Source organism: Cupriavidus necator N-1 (genome assembly GCF_000219215.1).
Taxonomy (GTDB): domain Bacteria; phylum Pseudomonadota; class Gammaproteobacteria; order Burkholderiales; family Burkholderiaceae; genus Cupriavidus; species Cupriavidus necator.
This window is the reverse complement of sequence record NC_015727.1, coordinates 1,197,421-1,213,894: the sequence shown is the minus strand read 5'-3', so window position 1 is coordinate 1,213,894 and position 16,474 is coordinate 1,197,421. Positions and strand designations below refer to the sequence as shown.

11 protein-coding genes and 3 pseudogenes are annotated in these 16,474 nt (G+C 59.9%); 8 read left to right on the top strand and 6 right to left on the bottom strand.

Annotated elements, in window-relative coordinates; all coding sequences use genetic code 11:
• Position 1: 1 nt before the first annotated feature.
• A complete protein-coding gene (locus CNE_RS35455) occupies positions 2–1,468 on the bottom strand; it encodes an MFS transporter (protein WP_013959591.1) in 1,467 nt (488 codons plus the stop codon).
• A gap of 176 nt (positions 1,469–1,644) precedes the next feature.
• Entirely contained in the window at positions 1,645–2,373 is a 729-nt protein-coding gene (locus tag CNE_RS35450; protein ID WP_041229103.1) for a transcriptional regulator NanR, read from the bottom strand.
• A 689-nt stretch (positions 2,374–3,062) separates the two neighbouring features.
• Here CNE_RS35450 and CNE_RS35445 point away from each other — a divergent pair.
• The 7 genes and pseudogenes from CNE_RS35445 (at position 3,063) to CNE_RS35420 (ending at position 11,852) form a co-directional block, all read left to right on the top strand.
• The gene (locus tag CNE_RS35445; protein ID WP_158310053.1) at positions 3,063–4,796 is read left to right on the top strand and encodes an ABC transporter ATP-binding protein; all 1,734 of its coding nucleotides are present in this window, start codon (positions 3,063–3,065) and stop codon (positions 4,794–4,796) included.
• A gap of 219 nt (positions 4,797–5,015) precedes the next feature.
• Positions 5,016–6,275: pseudogene (locus CNE_RS35440) on the top strand (IS256 family transposase).
• 418 nt (positions 6,276–6,693) lie between these two features.
• Positions 6,694–7,359 (top strand): ArsR/SmtB family transcription factor, encoded by a 666-nt coding sequence (locus CNE_RS35435; RefSeq protein ID WP_013959588.1) that lies wholly within the window; start codon positions 6,694–6,696, stop codon positions 7,357–7,359.
• Positions 7,360–7,384: 25 nt separating this feature from the next.
• Positions 7,385–8,122 (top strand): MBL fold metallo-hydrolase, encoded by a 738-nt coding sequence (locus CNE_RS35430; RefSeq protein WP_013959587.1) that lies wholly within the window; start codon positions 7,385–7,387, stop codon positions 8,120–8,122.
• Positions 8,123–8,125: 3 nt separating this feature from the next.
• The gene (locus tag CNE_RS35425; RefSeq protein WP_013959586.1) at positions 8,126–9,388 is read left to right on the top strand and encodes an MFS transporter; all 1,263 of its coding nucleotides are present in this window, start codon (positions 8,126–8,128) and stop codon (positions 9,386–9,388) included.
• 588 nt (positions 9,389–9,976) lie between these two features.
• A pseudogene (locus CNE_RS42555) lies at positions 9,977–10,102 on the top strand (histidinol-phosphate aminotransferase); the annotation flags it as partial.
• 484 nt (positions 10,103–10,586) lie between these two features.
• A complete protein-coding gene (locus CNE_RS35420) occupies positions 10,587–11,852 on the top strand; it encodes a polyhydroxyalkanoate depolymerase (protein WP_013959585.1) in 1,266 nt (421 codons plus the stop codon).
• Between the two features lie 37 nt (positions 11,853–11,889).
• Here the strand turns inward: CNE_RS35420 and CNE_RS35415 are convergent, their stop codons facing one another.
• The 4 genes and pseudogenes from CNE_RS35415 to CNE_RS40260 form a co-directional block, all read right to left on the bottom strand.
• A complete protein-coding gene (locus CNE_RS35415) occupies positions 11,890–13,101 on the bottom strand; it encodes a polyhydroxyalkanoate depolymerase (RefSeq protein ID WP_041229326.1) in 1,212 nt (403 codons plus the stop codon).
• 198 nt (positions 13,102–13,299) lie between these two features.
• On the bottom strand, positions 13,300–13,656 hold the full coding sequence (locus CNE_RS41635) for a hypothetical protein (RefSeq protein ID WP_041229102.1): 357 nt from the start codon (positions 13,654–13,656) through the stop codon (positions 13,300–13,302).
• A gap of 656 nt (positions 13,657–14,312) precedes the next feature.
• Positions 14,313–14,734, bottom strand: a pseudogene (locus CNE_RS40265) (transposase); the annotation flags it as partial.
• Between the two features lie 275 nt (positions 14,735–15,009).
• The gene (locus CNE_RS40260) at positions 15,010–15,345 is read right to left on the bottom strand and encodes a LysR family transcriptional regulator (RefSeq protein WP_013959583.1); all 336 of its coding nucleotides are present in this window, start codon (positions 15,343–15,345) and stop codon (positions 15,010–15,012) included.
• Between the two features lie 125 nt (positions 15,346–15,470).
• Between CNE_RS40260 and CNE_RS35400 the strand changes: the two genes are divergently transcribed.
• Entirely contained in the window at positions 15,471–16,433 is a 963-nt protein-coding gene (locus CNE_RS35400; RefSeq protein ID WP_013959582.1) for a tripartite tricarboxylate transporter substrate binding protein, read from the top strand.
• Positions 16,434–16,474: the final 41 nt, after the last annotated feature.

Sequence of the window (16,474 nt, the reverse complement as noted above, 5' to 3'; positions counted from 1 at the left end):
TTCATTTCAGGTTGGCCTTCGGTTCCAGCACGCTGTTTCGCTCTGGCGCGGGCTGCTTCTCCCGGGCGGAGATGGCAAAGACGAGCACCGCGGAAAGCAGCATGAAGCCGCCGACGATGAACATGGGCACCTGGTAGGAGCCCGTCGCGTCCTTGACCGCGCCGGTCACAAACGGGGCGGCGAAGCCCGCAAAGTTGCCGATGGTGTTGATGAGCGCAATACCCGCTGCGGCGCCGGCACCGGAAAGGAAGCGCGCCGGGATCGACCAGAAGTTGGGCAGGGCGGAGAAAATGGCGCAGGCCGTCACAGTGATCACAGCCACGGTCGCGGCGGGCGATTGCATGTACAGCGCCGCGGGGATGCTGACGGCGCCGATCAGCGCGGGCACGCCCACATGCCACGGCCGCACGCCGCGCCGGGTTGCATCGCGGCTCCACAGGAACAGTGCAAGCGCCGCCGGGAGATAGGGGATGGCCGTGATCCAGCCCTTCTGGAAGACGTCGAACTTGGTGCCGTATTGCGCTTCGAAGCCGCCGATGATGGTGGGCAGGAAGAACGCGAGGGCATACAGGCCGTAGATCAGGCCGAAATAGGTCAGCGCCAGAACCCAGACGCGGCTGTCGCGCAACGCCTGGCCAGCCATGTGGCCATGCGAGTGGGGCTTGATCTTCTCTTCTTTGTCCAGTTCAGCGCTGAGCCAGTCGCGCTCCGCCTTGGTCAGCCATTTGGCGTGCGCAGGCTTGTCGGCCAGGTAGAACCACGCGACCACCCCAATTACGACGGCCGGCACCGCCACGCCAAAGAACATAATGCGCCAGCCGGCCAGCCCGAACAGGCCGTGCGCCTCGATCAGCAGCGCGGCAACTGGCGCGCCGATGACAGTGGTGAGGGGCTGCGCCAGATAGAACAGCGCCAGCACGTGGCAGCGATGGCGGGCCGGCACCCACATGCTCAGGAAGAGAATGGCGCCGGGAAAGAACCCGGCCTCGGCAACGCCCAGCAGGAAACGCAGCAGGTACAGGCCTTCGATGCTGCTGACCCAGGTGAACAGAATGGCGACGATGCCCCAGGTCACCATGATGCGAGCCAGCCAGCGGCGGGCGCCGTATTTGTGAAGCGCGAGGTTGCTGGGAATCTCCAGCAGGATGTAACCGACGAAGAACACGCCGGCAGCAAAACCGAACTGCGCGGCGCTCAGGCCCAGGTCCTTCGTCATGCCGTTGGGGCCGGCAAAGGAAATGGCGGTCCGGTCCAGGAAGTTGATGAAGAACATCAACGCAATGAAGGGTACGAGCCGGAGCGATACCTTGCGGATCGCGGACCGCTCGGTGGCGGTGGTTCCAGTGTTTTCCACGTTGTCTCCTGTAGGTCTCACGCCGGCCCGGTCGTCGGACGGCGTCTTGACGCAGTCTTCCGCTGCTGTCTTGGTGTAATGGTATGATGAGTATACCATCATGCCAAGCGGCATTTTGTCGGGGTTTACGTGAGCCCCAAAATGGGCACGGAAAAGCGCTTAGAGGAGACGCGGAATGCCAGGGCTAGAACTGGCGTGAACCAGCGGTAGGGAACGCGCGGGCCGGCTTCAACAAGCCGGCCGGGCCGGCAAACGCTGCCACCAGGAGATGGGAGGTAAAGCGGCGGCGGCTACGAGATAGCCGCTGTGGAGCCGTTCAGGGTCCGGTAGAGCGCGTTGGCTCGCGTGAGGTGCTCGCGCATAGCGCGCGAAGCCGCATCGCCATCATGGGAGGCCACTGCGTCGATGACACGTTGGTGTTCCGCGAGCGTCAACGCCTCGGCGCCGGGTGCACGCACGATGCCTCGGTAGTACTCGCGCGCCCACTCGAACAAGGCCTGGACGATGGCGGGAAAAATGGGATTTCCGCTGATGCGTGCCAGTTCACAGTGGAAGGCCATGTCGCGCGTCAGGAAAAGCGCCGAGTCGTCCTTGGCCTGGCGCTGTTCTTCCAGGCGGGCTTGCAGGCGCTGGATGTCGTCAGGCGTCGCATTGGCGGCGGCGAGTTGCGCCATCCCGCATTCCAGAAACACACGCGCGCCCTTCAGGTGTTCCAGCGAGTCCGGGTCAGAGCGCAGCAGATGCTGCGCACCGGCGCCGATCTGCTGAATCAGGCGTTGCGGGGTCGGGATCACGACCCGCGCGCGCTCGCCGTGCGCGATTTCAATGATCCCGGCGCGTTCCAGCGCCTGGAGCGCCTCGCGAATGGCTGGTCGACCTACACCGTAGTACTCCATGAGATCGCGCTCGGCGGGCAGCTGTTCGCCTGGGGCGATCTCGCCGTTGCGGATGCGCTCGGTTAGCCTGTCCAGCACGTCCTCAAATAGGCGGCGTCGTTGAATGGGTTCGCTTGTTGGCATGGTCCGTCTGATCTTGATGTCATCAGACCATATGATGGCATGAACTGTCGGATGGCAAGCCAGCATCGCCTTTGACGAGCCGGCCGCCCAAATAAACTGATCGGGACAGCCGTTGCTTGCAGGTGCATGGCTCGCCACGCTGGGACGGGGTTTGTTGCTGATCTTTTGGGCGCAGGCCTGCGCGATTGCCGCGGAGATCCGTCTTACGCCAAGGTTTATTCACCCGTTTGTTCATGCAGAACATCCTGGCCGGCGTTCTGGGTGAGCCCGTTCACAGAACGTTCCCAGCTGATTACGACAGAATCCAGATAAGAAGGGCATTTGCACAATCGATTACATCGTGGGTAGCTTGGCGTGGAACAAAGCGGCCATCATCGGGTCTGGTATTTTCGTTCTTTCGCAACAATGAAGGACTCGTGAAATGCTACCTCCGACGCGGGACTGTCGCGTCTACAATCGAAATCGAGGATAAATGGATCGACGATACCGTCACCGAGAATGCAAATATTGTCACTACGGGTGAGGTAGGAATCGTACTAAATATGCTTCGATTGGAAATGTTTGTGCAATCTTATGCGAAGTACATCGCCTAGATAAGTACGAAAGTCATAATTCCAAGGAACTCGCTGGCTGACTGCGGCTCTAAGTGAAGCCCTGCGATTACTGTTTGAGCTATGGTAGAGCGAATCATGGAGAGGGATGGCGCGCGGCGCATGGTGGCCACTCCGATCGGTGTTATTTTCCGAGATCTATGGAGAGTTTCCCGTGCTCCATTCATCGTCATTGCGATTATCATTCTCGGATCGTCTTTCTCGTCGGTGTCCGGTCCCTATTTGTTCTCGCGCCTTGTCGACCGTATGACTGGCGACGGCTGGCTTGGGGCACTCTCGACAGGCTTCCTCGTCTATGCGGTTTTGACCGGTCTGACTTTTGCTCTGCAAAGCACGGTCTCCTACCTGGCTGCAATGAGTGCTGAGAATCTGCGCTTTATTGCGTCGACCAGCTTCTTCGACCGACTGCTAAAGAAGCCGCCGCAGTTCTTTTTGGAACACAACCCCGCTGAGATTCAGTCCGCGCAAATGCAGGGGACACAGGCGCTCGATCTGATTGTACAAGTGGGGTTGATAGTACTGATTCCGGGTTTCGTTCAACTCGCGCTGACATTGACTATTCTGGGTGCGGTGATTGATTCGCGAATCGCTTTAATCGTGCTGGTCTACGGTTTGATAGTCATAATGTTGACTTACTTCTCCAACATCTGGTCGAGACCGCACCTTGAGACGGCGACTAATGCTGGTCAACAAAATGCGCAGCTGATTGGTAACGCGATTTCATCAATCGAAACGCTGCGCTATTTTGGTAGCACGAATTGGATGAGTAGTCGATTCAGTAGGGGGGCGAGAGAGGTTTTTACCAATTGGCGAAGGTACTGCTTGAAGAGGATCGCCTATGCTAGCGTCTACGGCGTTGCACTTGCGCTTCAGTTCGTCATTACGTTCTTCATTTTCCTTCCGCGCTATCGCGCCGGCGTGGTCTCTGTCGGCGACGTCGTGCTTTTCAACACGCTCCTGCTTCAACTTAACCGGCCCTTTGAGATGGCGGGGCTTGCCCTTGAGAGCTTGATGCGTTCGTATGTTCAATTGAAGCCATTTTCCCGCATTTGGATTTACCCTGAAGAGGACGATTCAACACTGAGTCGAGGCAAACCGCTTGCCGATAGGGGCCGTCTAGAGTTTCGGGACGTGCACTTCACCTACACGGATGGACGCGGAATTGCTGGCGTCAATTTCGTGGCAGAACGGGGCTCGATCACGTTTATTGCTGGTGAGAGCGGTGCAGGTAAGTCAACGGTATTAAAGCTCGCTCTTAAAGCGGTGGAGCCCTCGAGCGGTGCGATTCGAGTTGACGGGGTCGACTTAAGGAAGATCAACCGTCGGGACTGGTATGGTGCTGTCGGCGTCGTACCGCAGGAAGTGATGCTGTTAAACGATACGCTTGAGGTGAACATAGCCTTGGGACGGCCGATTTGCGAGACGCGCTTGCGCGAAGCTGCCGCAAAGGCGGCGATCCTTGAGCGGATTGAGGAGCTTCCCGACGGATTCTCGACGTACGTAGGAGAGCGAGGCCTGAAGCTGTCCGGTGGCGAGCGCCAGCGTATTGCCATTGCTCGGGCATTGTACGGCGAACCGCAATTTCTGTTCCTCGACGAGGCGAGCTCCGCTCTGGATGAGGCGGCAGAGGCAGGAATCATGGCTCATATCCGTAAGCTTGCTGGTGATGTTACGGTCCTCGCCATTACACATCGAAGGGGCGCCATCTGTGAAACAGACAATGTAATCACTATTCAGGGGCGGGATCATCCTTCTGTGGATCGCGAATGGGTAAGGAGAGTGCCGACAGAGCGTGCCTCACATATAAGGTGAGGGACGCGCGAGCAGAATCGCATTTTCGATAGAGCCGTAGAAATACTTGATGCCAACCTTGCCAACTATGATCCAAAACGGCAGAGTCGGCGTGCCCGCTGCTTTCCAGATTCATTTGGAGGAGAGCGGTTTCTAGTTCGCCGAGCCTGTCAGATTTCTTGTGTGTTGAGGTCATGAGACGATATCGAAAGAAACGCCCTTATGACCGAAACAACAAGCATGACCAAGAAGAGCAAGAAATCGAGCGCGCCGAAGCTGTTTCCGGATGAGTTGATCGATCAACTGCTGGCTCAGGTACAGAACAAGGACGTCGAGTCGATTCTCGGTGAATCAGGCTTGGCCGGCCTGCTCAAGAAGCAGTTGGCCGAGCGTATGCTTGCCGCCGAACTGACGCACCATCTGGCCAGCGAGGCCAAGCAAGGCAAGAGCGGCAATCACCGCAACGGCAGCAGTGCAAAGACCGTCCTCACGCCCAACGGCGAGCTGGAACTGGACATTCCGCGCGACCGGCAAGCCACCTTCGAGCCGCAACTGGTCGCCAAGTACCAACGCCGGCTGTCCGGCTTCGACGACCACGTAATCAGCATGTATGCACGCGGGATGAGCGTGCGTGAGATTCAGGGCCATCTGCAGGAACTGTATGGGCTGCAGGTCTCGCCTGACCTGATTTCCACCATCACCGACGAAGTGCTGGCCGAGGTCGAACAATGGCAGTAGCGCCCGCTGGAGGCGATGTACCCCATTGTCTACTTCGACGCGCTGCGCCTGAAGATCCGCGACGAAGGCACCGTCAGGAACAAGGCGGTGTACCTCGCGCTGGGCATCCGCGCCGATGGGCGCAAGGAAGTCCTCGGCCTGTGGATCGAGCAGACCGAAGGCGCCAAGTTCTGGCTCAAGGTCTTCAACGAACTGAAGAACCGCGGCCTGGAGGACATCCTGGTCGCCGTCGTCGATGGCCTGCGCGGCTTCCCCCAGGCCATCGAGGCCGTCTACCCGGCCGCGCAAATCCAGACCTGCATCGTCCACCTGATCCGCAACTCGCTCAACCTGGCGAGCTGGAAGGATCGCAAGGGCCTGGCGACCGCGCTCAAGCCGATTTACCAGGCTGCCACGGCCGATGCCGATGCCGCTGCCACTGCGCTGGATGCCTTTGCCGGCAGCGACTGGGGCCGCAAATTCCCGACGGTGGCCGACATGTGGCGGCGGCAATGGGAGCAGGTCATCCCGTTCTTCGCCTATCCGCCGGAAGTGCGCAGAATCATCTACACCACTAATGCCATCGAGAGCATGCACATGCAGTTGCGCAAGATCGTCAAGAACCGGGGCCACTTCCCCAGCGACGAAGCCGCCAGCAAGCTGCTGTACCTGGCCTTGCGCAACATCGAGAAAGATTGGAAGATGCCGCCCATCACCTGGAAACAAGCGGCCAACCAGTTCGCCATTCTCTTCGGTGACCGCTTCACCAACGCCCTACGCTGAGATCTATTTAACCGACCTCAGCACACAGAATTCCTGACACCTCCGGAAAATGGGGCGACACATCGGCCGCCGATTCTCGCCACCGGAATCATTCCAAAGAGAGAAATGCGACCGCTATGGCCGACTTTCGTACCCATTCGGGCTTTCGACGAGGATTTCCTCCTCCCGAGTCGCCTTCATGCTTCAATCGCGGACCTCTTCCAAACGACACTACGACGACCCGAATGCTCATTCGCCTAGAGGCCCGCGACGACCGAACGCGTAGTGGAATTGCCGCGACTAGCTTTAGACGAGGTTGCCTTGGCTCAACTTGCTGAGCGAAGGTCGGTTGCCCACGACAGCGATGCGCTTGCCACGGCCCACTAGGTCCTTCGCTGCGAAATCTTGCCATAATTCTAATATTCACTAGAATGATTGCATGAGAGAGTTGAAGAATCACCTTTACGAGCAGGTCGCCCGGATCGGGAAAGCTGTAGCCAGCCCGAAGCGGCTGGAGCTCATCGAACTCCTGTGCCAGGGCGAGAAGACGGTCGAGGTACTAGCTGCCCAAGCGGGAATCAGCGTGAAGCTGGCTAGTGCCCATCTCAAGGAACTCCGCGGGGCCCGCCTTGCCGAGACTCGCAAGGATGGAAAGTATGTCGTGTACCGGCTGGCCAGCACCGGTGTGGCCGACCTCTGGGTGACCTTGCGTTCCGAAGCCGAAGAGCGGCTGGTCGAATTGCAGGTGGCACTGGCGACCATCGTCGAGCATGACGATGACCTTCAAGGATTTGACCGGGTCGCCATCCTGAGGAAGGCCAGGGCAGGGGAGGTGCTGGTGCTGGATGTACGCCCTGCCGATGAGTTCACCGCGGCCCACCTACCGCATGCTCGCTCCTTGCCGCTGGGCGAGCTTAAGAAGCGGCTTGCCGAGATCCCCAAAGACATGCCTGTGGTTGCCTACTGCCGAGGACCCTTCTGCCTGATGGCCAAGGACGCTGTCGAGTTCCTGCGCAGCAAGGGCTACCATGCCTTCCATCTGACCGATGGCGTGGCCGAGTGGCGGGCCCACGGGTTGCCCATCGAGCTTCAGGGCAACCCATGAAGGCGCTTGGACACAGGAGACAGTTATGTTCTTCCGGCAACGCCCCGCAGAAAACGCCACGCTGTCCTATTTCTTCGGATGCGCCGGTGTCGGCAAGGCAGCTGCCGTCGACGTCGTCGCCGGTGACGACGCCTGGTTCATTGCCGAGGCCAAGAAGGGGGGCGTGGTGATTACCCATGTGATCGACACCCATGTACACGCCGATCACTACTCCGGGGGTCCGGCACTGGCGCGTCAGGTCTATGCGCCCTACTACCTGCACGAAAGCAACAAGGGACGGGTCGCATTCGACTTCGCGCCGCTGGTCGATGGCCAGCGACTGGAGGCCGGCAATGTGCTGGTCGACGTCCTGCACACTCCCGGGCACACACCCGACAGCGTCTGTCTGCTGGTGCGCGACCTGCGCCGAGGCGACGAGCCATGGTTTGTGATGACTGGAGACACGCTGTTTGTGGGGGCCGTCGGACGCCCCGACCTCGCTGGCATGGAACGCGAGATGGCCGCCCAGCTTTATGACAGCCTGCATCAGAAGTTGCTGACGCTGCCTGCAGATCTCGAGATTTACCCGGGGCACCAGGCTGGCAGCGCGTGCGGCGTCGGCTTGTCTGGCAAGCCTGCGTCGACCATTGGCTTCGAGAAGCGCTGGAACGCAGCGCTCACCTTGGAGAAATCCGCTTTCGTCGAATACGTGACCAGGGAGATCCCCGCTCAACCCGCCAACATGGAAGCCATGGTGCAGGCAAATCTGGGTTGGGGGTGCTAAGGCATGAACGCGGCGCAGATCCGCCTCGGGCTGCGTGAGAACCTCGGCCAGTTTTCGCTGCTGGTCCTCGTCAACGCATTTGTTGGTGCCATGGTGGGCCTAGAGCGCAGTATCCTGCCGGCCATTGCCGAGCAGGAATTCCACATCGCGGCGCGCACGTCGGTTCTTTCCTTCATCGTGGTGTTTGGACTCACCAAGGCACTGACGAACTACTTTGCCGGGCGTTTTTCCGATCGCTTCGGCCGAAAGCGAGTCTTGGTGGCCGGATGGCTGGTCGCCATACCGGTCCCATTCATTCTGATGTGGGCACCCAACTGGAATTGGGTGGTCGGAGCCAATGTCCTGTTGGGCGTGAGCCAGGGGCTGACGTGGTCCACCACAGTCATCATGAAGATCGACCTGGTCGGCCCGAAGCAGCGCGGCCTGGCCATGGGACTCAACGAATTTGCCGGATACTTCGCGGTGGCAGCCAGCGCACTGGCCACTGGTTGGACCGCCGCCCACTTCGGTCTCAGGCCCGAACCCTTCTACCTGGGCGTCGTCTACGTTGCTGCCGGGCTGCTGCTTTCCGCGCTTGCGGTTCGCGAAACCCGGGACCACGTCGTGCACGAGTTGCGTGAGCACCATCCTCAAGCAGTTGCGGACAAGCTCAGCCACGCCGAGATTTTCCGCCGCACATCGCTGACCGATCGCAATCTCTCCAGCGTAAGCCAGGCCGGGCTGGTCAACAACCTTAACGACGGCATGGCCTGGGGCCTGTTCCCGCTGGTCTTTGCCGCAGCAGGGATGACGCTGGCGCAAATCGGCGTGCTAGCTGCGATCTATCCAGCAATCTGGGGCGCTTTGCAGATTATCACCGGAGCTCTTTCGGACAAGATTGGCCGCAAGTGGCTGATCGTGTCGGGGATGTGGTTGCAGGCAGGGGGGATTGCCGTCACCGCAGTAGCAGCAGATTTCCACGTGTTTGGTCTGGGTGCCGCTTTGCTTGGAATCGGCACGGCGATGGTCTATCCAACCTTGCTCGCCACGATCGGCGACGTAGCCCACCCTCCCTGGCGCGCTTCCGCAGTGGGCGTCTACCGGCTTTGGCGTGACCTTGGCTACGCGGTGGGAGCTCTCTTGGCCGGTATCACTGCGGATATGTTCGGCGTGCCGACGGCGATCTGGCTGGTCGCGGCGCTGACCTTGCTGTCGGGTGTGGTTGCAGCGGTGCGGATGAGCGAAACCCATGCAACAGGTGAGGCACGAGCGAGAGCGGCCCCATAGCCGCAGTCTTGTCCATCGCCGTCCTATTGCCCTGGGGGGGCGATTGCAGGCGCTCGCGATTGATGTGCGGTCAGACAGGCCCGTTTGGATAGCTGGCCCGGCGAGCGATACCTAACCCACATCGCCGAGATGCAGGTCGGCCTACGCGAACGGTTCTGCCAGACATCCAAACACCTCCTCCGTGTTAAAACATGTTTTCGTTCTAGGTGAAGGAGGGCGATTCCGGTGTCGGGCAATTTCCGATTTTTGTGGCTGACGCTGGCAGCTTTGCCCCCTGGGTACTGCAGATTTCGGCCGGTCTCCCGATCAGGTCTTCGTTGTGATCTCCTCTCCGTTCCATATGAGGCCCTCTTCGATGCCACCGTAGACCTTCGGTCCGGTATCGAAATTATGCCTGACAGATCACAATCGGCTCGCCTGCCTGCGCGGTTGTTGCTATGTAATGGGCTGAATACAGGGGCCGCAGTACGATTACCTATGTTGGCATCTCCGTCGCCTGGAGCTTTCCGGTTTGATGCGTCACCGCCTCGCCGTGCTGCTGGGTGGCCTCCCCCGTGATGTGCAAGGTGAGTCAAAACTGGAGTTTCCCTGTCAGCCGTAGAGCCCGCCCTGATCGGACGCATCGTCCGTGACGACATACCCGCCATGGGCGCCTACCATGTGCCGGATTCGCGCGGTCTGGTCAAGCTCGACGCCACGGAGAACCCGTACCGGCGCTCTTCCTTTTTGCCGTACGTTTTCACCCCGCCTACGCTGCAATGTCGGCGGGGTCAGATTCACCACCGTACATGTCGTTCCGCAAGGTGGCTCACGAACGAACTGCTAGCGTTACCGCATTCTAGTGCGGGCCGAGACTAAGCGACCCGGGGGTGGTGATGGGGTGGCGACTTTGCTTTGTACAAGCTGGCGGTATAGCCGGTTCGTTCAGCAATTGGCAAAGCAGCGGCGAGGGTACCGAATGCTTAAGTTCCGTACTAGCGCGCAGGCTTTCGTTCACAGCTGGACGATGCTCCATCCTTGGCACCGCAGCAATACCTGCCCGACCTATAGTGAAACTCTGGTCCAGCCCGGCGCATCAGCGGAGGCGCCGGCCGCCACAAACGCGAACCGTGGCAAGTCCGCCTAGACAGCGGCTCCCATCGTTCTGGAAATCGGATCGTGATCGCCGACTAGCCCGGTGTACTTCCTGGAGGTTTCCATGCTGTACCAGTTCATGGAGTATCAATGCGCGCTGCTCGCGCCATTCGCTGCGTGGGCGGCGAGCGCAGCCAACGCGTTTGCCGATCATAACAGCCCCCTATCGCAGGTACCGGGCGCCCCCGCCTTGGCCGCGGGTTACGAAATGCTGTACCGCCTCGGCAAAACTTACGACAAGCCGACGTTCGGCATCGCTGCCGTCCAGCACAACGGCCGCGTCATCCCTGTGATCGAACAAGTTGTGCTGGACAGGGCATTCTGCCGTCTGCTGCGCTTTGCAGCTGATCCGCTCGCACTTGGCGCCGACACTTGCCAGCCAAGACCCGCTGTGCTGGTCTGTGCGCCGCTTGCAGGGCATCACGCCGTCATGCTTCGCGAGGTCGTCCAAGCCCTTTTGCCGGAGCATATCGTCTATGTGACGGACTGGACGGATGCGCGCCGCGTTCCCCTTGCGGAAGGGCCGTTCCACCTGGATGACTATGTGATCGAACTGCAGGCGTTTATCCGTCAGATCGGCTCGTCGGAACAACTGCACGTGCTTGCCATCTGCCAGGCCACCGTGCCAGCCCTGGCCGCAATTTCTTTGTTGGCCAGCGCCGATGAGCCGACCCCAAGGAGTCTGATCCTAATCGGCGGGCCGATCGATGCGCGCTGCAGCCCCACTGCGGTCGGAAGGCTGGCCGCAGACCACACGCTCGCATGGTTTCAACGGAACTTGATCTACACGGTGCCCGGTCGCTACGCCGGCGCCGGTCGCAAGGTGTACCCGAGCTTCCTGCAACTTGCCGGCCTGGCGGCAGCCCAGCCGGGGCTGTTGGTGGCGTCGCATCAGGACTACTATTTGGAGCTCGCAAGGGGTGACTACGAGCGTGCCGAAGCATACCGGCGCGTTTGCGATACGTACAATGCGGTGCTCGACATGGCGGCTGAGTTTTACCTGGATACCATCCGGATCGTGTTCCAGGAGTTTCGTCCGGCGCGCGGCAATTGGTTCGTGCGAGGCCAGCCCGTGCGCCCGCAAGACATCCGCACTACTGCACTACTGACCATTGAAGGCGAACACGACGCCATTTCCGGCAGCGGGCAGACCCACGCAGCGCACGGTCTGTGCCGGGGCCTTGCCGCCCGCGACAAGCGGCACGTGACGGCGCGCCGGTGCGGCCACTATGACCTCTTCTGTGGCCCCCGATGGCACTCCGAGATATACCCCGGCATCCGCGCTCTGATACGACAGGCTACTGCCTCCGCGCTTGGCTCGGGAAGCTAGTTTCTTATCAATTACAAGACTCCGAAGCCTGAAACGGTCACGCGGCATACCCATAGATGAGAGCGCGAATGCGTGGATAGATCCGGGTGCGCCACCGAGCGCCGGAGAAGATCCCGTAGTGGCCGCAGCCGCGAGCGGTCAGATGATGCTTGCGTGAGTCGTCGATACCTGTGCAAAGATCGTGTGCTGCTCGGGTCTGGCCACGGCCACAAATGTCGTCGTGCTCGCCTTCAACGGTGATTAGGGCACTGGACCGGATATCGCCCGGGCGTACGTGCTCGCCTGGCACGCGCCAAATGCCGCGTGCCAGGCGACATTCCTGGAAGACCACCCGCACGGACTCCAGATAGTATTCAGCATCCATGTCGAGCACGGCGTTGAAATCGTCGTAGAAGCATTGATGCATACTGGCCGACTCGGTTTTGCCTGCCGCTAAATCGAAGTAATAGTTCAGGTGCGATTTCAGGTGGCGATCGGGATTCATTGCGATGAAGGCCAAATGCTGAAGAAAGCCCGGGCAGACTCTGCGGCCGGCTCCAGGGTACATAGAAGGCACGGTGTCGATCATTTGGCGTTCGAACCAATCGAGCGATTTATTGAATGCCAGCGTATTGACCACTGTGGGGTCACGCCGCACATCAACCGGACCGCCGATCAATGTGAGGCTTTTCGGTGTGGGCTCACCATGGCTTGCCATCAGGGATACCGCGGCGAGCACCGGCACGGTCGATTGGCATACGGAGACGATATAAATGTCCGGTCCCAAGTAGCCGATGAACTCGCGCACATAGTCGACATACTCATCAAGATGGAAGGCACCCTCGGCGAGCGGAACTTGGCGAGCGTCGCGCCAATCGGTGAGATAGACGTCGAAGTCTGGCAACATCGCCCGCACCGTCTCGCGCAGCAGCGTGGCGTGGTGGCCCGAAAGCGGCGCGACGAGCAGGACGACCGGATGGCGATAAGGAGTTGCGCGCTCAAAGTGCAGCAGGCGGCAAAACGCCTTGTCCAATACCACCGCTTCGCTGACCGCAACCTGGTGACCGTCGATCGATACTTGGGTCAGGCCAAATGGCCTCTTAGGATAGCGCTTGCAAAGTCGCACCAGCAATTGACACCCGGCAGCGAGATGGGTGGCTGGGGCGGCCATCGGTGCGTTTTCAAGAGCGCTCAAGAAGGTCGCGCTTGCATGAAGCCAGGGAAGAAACGGCGCCCACGCAGCATTGCAAAGTTCATATAGCTGATACAAGGCTGTACTCTCGTCAACCACCACGATTTCAGCGTAGTGCTGGGAGGCTCGTCTGTTGAGCAGGCAGCCACGAAACGTGTTCTCGGAGATTGGATTTTTTCCCTGTAGGAACAAACTTACATTGAAAAGGGCTCTGGGCGTATGGGGCCGCTGCTCGGGCGTTGGGCCGGCTGCAGTGCCCGAAACGACGCGATGCGGCTACGGACGGCAGTTGATCGAGAAGGCGCTGACCTTCACGCTCAAGGCCCTCACGCAGCTTCGCTTTGAAGCGGCGTACGGTGCCGGATCGAGGTGCCGCTGGAACCGCCGCAGACCGTTGGGCAGCAGCGGAAGGAAGCTTAACGGGAGGCGCCCATGGATCATGTGCCAACTCTGCAAGGCCGTCGTATCCTGGTCATCCAGGACGACTACGGGGTTAGTCAGGCAATCAAGCTCTTGCTCGAAGGCGAGGGCGCCGAGGTGATTGGACCGGTCGGCTGGGCTGAAGAGGCTCTCGCCTTGATCGATAGCCAAGGCACGACGCTGGACGCCGCGCTCCTCGACATCGACCTGCACGGGAGCGGTCCTATGCCATTGCCGACGCGCTGGCAAGCCGGGGAATCCGCTTTGCCTTCGCGACGGGCTACGGCGCCGAAGCCATTGCGTCGGCCTATCGCGATGTCCCGCGTTGCCAAAAGCCGTTCAAGGTCGAAGATTTGGTCAAAGCCCTGTCGACGACGCGGGCATGAAATCCGAAGGGGAGGGCGGCTTCGCAGGAAACAAGTGGTTCACGACTGTCGTGAAGACGTTTCAAGTTCCGCAGCTGGGAGACGACATTTAGTGGGAGGGCAAAATGCAAGCGCTATTTGCACGACGCTACACACAACAGCCGGTTATTGTCGTCGCCCGGGAATACGTGGTTGACGAAACCCCGGTTGAAGTCATTTCCTTATACATACATGTACGCCCCCGGGACTGCCAGGTTTTCAAGGTGTGATGGTTCGAGGGTGGAGATTGCGGCCATACATCCGGCCTCATATGTGGGAATTGACCGCCGGCCCTGATGGAATCCGCTGGTTGGCTCCCCAATCAGAAGGGTGCACTCGGAGTGCGCTGTATAACGCGGGTTCTGCCAACCATGGTCTGACCTGTCTTGCCATCACTTCATTGTTGCCAGTGCAATCGGTGGTGGGCTCCTTCGCAATATCCTTGGTGGAACTTGGCCAGGCGGATTACGCGCTTGCCGTGGCAGGCGTGTAATCCGCCTGGTACTTACGCCTGTGGACTAACAGTGCCCAAACGATCCGAGCATTCTTGTTGGCCAATGCTACCGCGGCGATATTGAGGTTCCGATGTTGTACTTTCATGACCCACTCAGAAGAAGGCTTCGGCTTGGTGACAGCGTAACGGCATACCGCTCGTGCGCCGTGAATTAGCAACGTCCTCAGATAGGAATCACCATGCTTACTGATGCCGAGCAACGTTGATTTCCGCCGCTGGAATGTTGGCGCGGTACCAGCCCTATCCATGCTGCCAATTGCCGACCACAGCTAAAGCAACTTGCATCGCCGATCGAAGCCACCAGTGCATTCGCTGTGATGGGCCCGATTCCCGGGATTTCCGCCAATCTGCGGCTGACTTCGCTGTCGCGGTGGGGCTTTGATCTGCTTCTCACTGCCGCTGCTGCGCCGTGAGTGGGCGCGCGCGCACTCTTCAAAGGTTGCCGCGCGGCGGACCCGTGCGTCTTGGTAGTGGAGACTGTGGCGCTGGCGCGCCGCAGGCCGCCTTTGTGTGATACCGACCTACCGTGCGCGTCAGGCGAGGCGAGCGGCGCGATCTCGTCTGCATTCTTTTCCAGCAAGACTTGCTCGGTAGTGAGTTCGTACACCATGGCGCTGCCGGAGTGCAGCGGTGACGTGGTCGCCTCCGCTAACATCGGCGTGATCGCCAGAAGGAAGCAGCCTGGGGCAGAAAATGCAGCGCAGCAGGCGGTATAGCAGCCACTGTCACCAGCCCGCGTTGAAGCGTGGCCTCGTCACCGAGCCAGAATGCCGCATTATCAAGGATATCCAGAGCTGCGCGTGCTTCCTCCAGGAATTGCCTACCGATGTTTGTCATTTCCGCGCGTCGTGTCGTGCGGTCCAGCAAGCGAAGCGACTTTTCCAGTTTCTCGATCAGTGATTCGGCGGCCATACGGAAGCTTCCTTTTTCGACGATAGCGACAAACACCTGCCGATCTTTCAGGGCAAGATTAATGCGTGACATGCATCAGATCATCGGAAAATTGCAATTCACAGATTAGTCGTCTCCGAATATTCTTGCAATGCCTGAACGGGACGTGATGACGTGCCGCAAAGCGCACATAAACAGATTGATCTCGGAGACTTACGTTGAAAATCGCCGTTCGCCATCTCGCGCTCACCCTTACCCTGACTGCATGCACCTTGACCGCCTGGGCTGAAACCTGGCCCGCAAAGCCTGTAAAGTTCGTTGTACCGTTTGGTCCTGGCGGCGCCAACGACTTGGTTGCGCGCGCCGTGGCCGATGCGGCGTCCAAGCAACTGGGCCAGCCTATCATCGTAGAGAACAAGCCTGGCGCCGGTTCGGTACTGGGTGCCGACTATGTGGCCAAGTCCGCGCCGGACGGCTATACCTTCCTGGCACCGGCAGCCGGCGTGATCACCAACGGCATGATCAAGGCCCACCTGCCGTACAAGGAGCAAGACCTGGTGCCCGTCGCCATGCTGGCCGTCAGTCCGTCGGTCATCGTGGTGCCCGCCGACTCTCCGATCAAGGACCTCAAGGGTCTGGTTGCCAGCGGCAAGGGCGGCAGGAGCCTGAATTTCGCTACGGCGGGCACCGGAAGCACGCCGCACTTCGTCGCGGAAATGCTGAAGCTGGCGACCGGCGCAAAACTTGAGATCATTCCCTACAAGAGTGGCTCCGAAGGTATGGTCGCCGTTGTCGGCAAACAAGTAGACGCCACCTCCGAAGCCAGTGTTGTGGTTCTTCCGCAGGTCAAGGGCGGCAAGCTGCGACCGATCGCTTCCACCTGGAATACCCGCATTGCCGCGATGCCGGATGTGCCCACCACCGCAGAACTCGGCTATCCCAGCGTATTCATCGGTCACTGGTCCGGCGTATTCGCACCGCGTGGTACGCCTGATGCGATCCTCGACAAGATGAACAAGGCTATCGACGCCGCCATCAAGTCACCTGAACTGCGGGCCAGGCTGATCCCGCAAGGTATCCAGCCGATGGGCGGGACGCGGGCAGACTTCACCACGTTTCTGGCAGGCGAAAAGGCTCGCCTCGGCCCGATCGCGCGCGCAGCCAATATGAAAGAAGACTGATTGTCAGCGCGGTCCGTAGCTGTGAATAATTGGAGTCGACA